Here is a 2,442-nt window from a genome sequence, read left to right on the forward strand (position 1 = left end):
CGGAGGTTGGGCGATGGCGGGACCTCGAGTGGTGATCATCGGAGCGGGGGTCGTGGGAGCGGCTGTCGCGGACGAGGTCTCCGCGCGTGGCTGGACCGAGGTGACGGTGGTCGACCAGGGCCCGCTGCCGGCCACCGGGGGGTCGTCCTCGCACGCCCCGGGTCTGGTCTTCCAGACGAACTCCTCCAAGACGATGACGGAACTGGCCCGCTACACGGTGGAGAAGTTCTGTTCGCTCGAGGTGGACGGCGAGCCGTGCTTTCTTCAGGTCGGTGGTCTGGAGGTGGCGACCACCCCGGAGCGGCTGGCGGAACTCCAGCGCCGTCACGGCTGGATCACCGCGTGGGGCATCGAGGCGCACCTGCTGACTGCCGAGGAGTGCGTGGAGCGGCATCCGCTGGTGAACCCCGACCGGGTTCTGGGCGGTCTGCTGGTTCCCACGGACGGGCTGGCCGAGGCGGTTCTGGCCGTCGAGGCGCAGATCCGGCGGGCGACCGGGCGTGGCGTGCGTTTCCTGGCCCGGCACGAGGTCCTCGATGTGCGGCAGAGCGGGGGCCGGGTGACCGGTGTGGTGACCGACCGGGGCGAGCTCGACGCCGACATCGTGGTGTGCTGTGCCGGCATCTGGGGGCCGAAGATCGCCCGCATGGTGGGCATGAACCTGCCGCTGACCCCGCTCGCGCACCAGCTGGCCTGGACCGGCCCGGTTCCGGCGCTGGCCGGGCAGAGGGAGGAGGCGGTCCGTCCGATCCTGCGCCACCAGGACGCCGATCTGTATTACCGCGACCGCTTCGACGGTATCGGTATCGGTTACTACGGTCACCGCCCGATGCCGGTCTCGGCCGACGACATCCTTTCCGTGGACGAGGCCGACCGGATGCCCTCCGTCCTGAAGTTCACCGAGGACGACTTCGAGCCCGCCTGGACCGAGACCCAGTCCCTGCTCCCGGCGACGCGCGAGGCGAAGGTGGAGGAGGGCATCAACGGTCTGTTCTCCTTCACCACCGACAACTTCCCGCTGCTCGGCGAGTCCCCGGACGTCAGGGGTTTCTGGGTGGCCGAGGCCGTGTGGGTCACCCATTCCGCGGGGGTGGGCCGGGCCATGGCGGAATGGCTGGTGGACGGCTACTGCTCGTCGTTCGACCTGCACGAGTGCGACGTCAACCGTTTCGAGCCGCACCAGCTCGCCCCTCAGTATGTTCTGGCCCGCGACTGCCGGAACTTCGTCGAGGTCTACGACATCCTCCACCCCCTCCAGCCGACCGGTGACCCGCGCCCGATCCGCACCAGCCCCTTCCACGCCCGCCAGCAGGAACACGGCGCGTTCTTCCTGGAGGCGAACGGCTGGGAGCGCCCGCAGTGGTACGAGGCCAACGCGGGCCTGGTCGAGGGCCGTTCCATTCCCGTCCCCAATGGCTGGGCGGCGCGGTACTGGTCGCCGATCGTCGGCGCCGAGGCCCAGGTCACCCGCGAGAAGGTCGCGATGTATGACATGAGCGCCCTGAAGCGGCTGGAGGTCAGCGGTCCGGGTGCCGCCGCTTTTTTGGAGGGCCTGGTCACCGGCAAGGTCGACAAGTCGGTGGGCTCGGTGACGTACACGCTGCTTCTGGACCATGACGGCGGCATCCGCAGTGACGTCACCGTCGCCCGCCTCGCCCGGGGCCGTTTCCAGGTCGGTGCCAACGGCAACCTGGACCTGGACTGGTTCACCCGCCACCTGCCCGCCGACGGCAGCGTGCAGGTCCGCGACATCACTCCCGGCACCTGCTGCATCGGTCTGTGGGGCCCGCTCGCCCGCCAGGTCCTCCAGTCGCTGACCGAGGCGGACTTCTCCAACGAGGGCTTGAAGTACTTCCGCGCCAAGCACGCCTACATCGGCTCCGTCCCTGTGACGGCGATGCGGCTGAGTTACGTCGGTGAGCTGGGCTGGGAGCTTTACACCACCGCCGATCAGGGGCTGAAGCTGTGGGACACCCTGTGGGCGGTGGCGGAGCCGCTGGGCGGGATCATCGCCGGCCGCGGTGCCTTCAACAGCCTGCGCCTGGAGAAGGGTTACCGCTCCTTCGGTACCGACATGACCTACGAGCACGACCCGTACGAGGCCGGTGTCGGTTTCGCCGTCAAGCTCGACAAGGGCGACTTCGTCGGCAAGGCCGCCCTCGAACGCCGCAAGGACAACGTCCGGCGGAAGCTGACCTGCCTGACCATCGACGACCCGCGGTCGGTCGTCATGGGCAAGGAACCGGTCTACGACGGCGACCGTCCCGTCGGCTACGTCACCAGCGCCGCCTACGGCTACACCATCGGCAAGGGCATCGCCTACGCCTGGCTCCCGACGGAACTGGCCGAGCCCGGCACGACCGTGCACATCGGCTACTTCGACCAGCGGATCGAGGCGGTCGTCGCCGAGGAGCCCCTGTTCGACCCGGCCATGTCCCGCCT

Annotated in this window: 1 protein-coding gene; it reads left to right on the forward strand. The window is 69.2% G+C overall.

Annotated elements, in window-relative coordinates; translation table 11 throughout:
* Positions 1-13: 13 nt before the first annotated feature.
* Positions 14-2,442, forward strand: a 2,429-nt coding sequence (locus R2S09_RS40025) for an FAD-dependent oxidoreductase (RefSeq protein WP_316746200.1), incomplete at its 3' end; no start/stop codon positions are given.

The organism is Streptomyces sp. MK7 (genome assembly GCF_032658145.1).
In the GTDB taxonomy this organism is placed as follows: Bacteria; Actinomycetota; Actinomycetes; order Streptomycetales; family Streptomycetaceae; genus Streptomyces; species Streptomyces spiralis.